Here is a 1,073-nt window from a genome sequence, read left to right on the forward strand (position 1 = left end):
TGACTCATTCTCTTTGGCTAAAACTATGGCCTGGTTTATCTGTTCATGGTTTAACAGAGCGTGCTCTATTTCTCCAGGCTCTATTCTAAAGCCTCTGATCTTTACCTGTTCATCTTTCCTGCCGATAAACTCTATGTTACCATCGGAGAGCCACCTGCCCAAATCGCCTGTTTTGTACAATCTTTCTCCCTTTTTAAAAGGACTCGCTATGAACTTCTCTTTCGTTAACCCTTCCTGGTTCAAATACCCCCTGGCTAACCCATCGCCTCCTATGCAAATTTCACCAATCACTCCAACAGGAACTAACTGCTGATGCGCTCCGACGACATAGATTTGCAAATTAGCCAGTGGCCTTCCAATTGTCACCCTGCCATTTTTATGTAATGCAGCGGCGGTGATAGTAGCGGTGACAGTAGTTTCTGTAGGGCCGTATTCATTGTAAAAGACAGTCAGTTCACTCCACCGCTTTGCTAATTTCTCGTTACATTGTTCCCCGCCGGCAATGACTCTTTTCAAACCGGTATAGTCACCTGGCGTAAGCGTCTCCAGGAAGCTGGGGGTAGCATGCAAATGGGTGATCTGTTGATGGTTTACGAACTCAGCAAATCGGCGTGTATTCAAAAGCAGATCATCGGACAGTACAACCAAAGCAGCACCGTTACAAAGCGCCAAAAATTGCTGTTCCAGCGAGGCGTCAAAAGTGTATTTAGAGAACAGCAGAATCCTTTCCTCTTGTCGAATTCCGAATAGCTTCCCTTGGTTGACGATCAGATTGACTAAACTGCCGTGTTGAATCAGCACGCCTTTTGGTTTACCTGTGGAACCTGAAGTGTAGATGACGTAAGCGAGGTTATCTGATTTAGCAGAGGAAGTTACCGGTTCATTAGCATAACGCTGCTTACTTTCTTTGAACCTGCTTAGTTCTGTTTCATGCAGCCATACCTTACAGTTGGTATCCTCTTCAATGTAGTCTATTCGCGCCTGAGGGTACTGCGGATCGATCGGAACATAGGCGCCTCCTGCCTTTAACACACCCAGTATGGAAACAATCATCCACTCACTGCGCGTTTGTT

1 protein-coding gene is annotated in these 1,073 nt (G+C 45.9%); it reads right to left on the reverse strand.

The features are described from left to right. A partial coding sequence (locus A4R26_RS05705; RefSeq protein WP_133054560.1) for an amino acid adenylation domain-containing protein occupies window positions 1-1,073 on the reverse strand: 1,073 nt, incomplete at both ends.

Source organism: Niastella populi, assembly GCF_002078015.1.
GTDB lineage: Bacteria > Bacteroidota > Bacteroidia > Chitinophagales > Chitinophagaceae > Niastella > Niastella populi.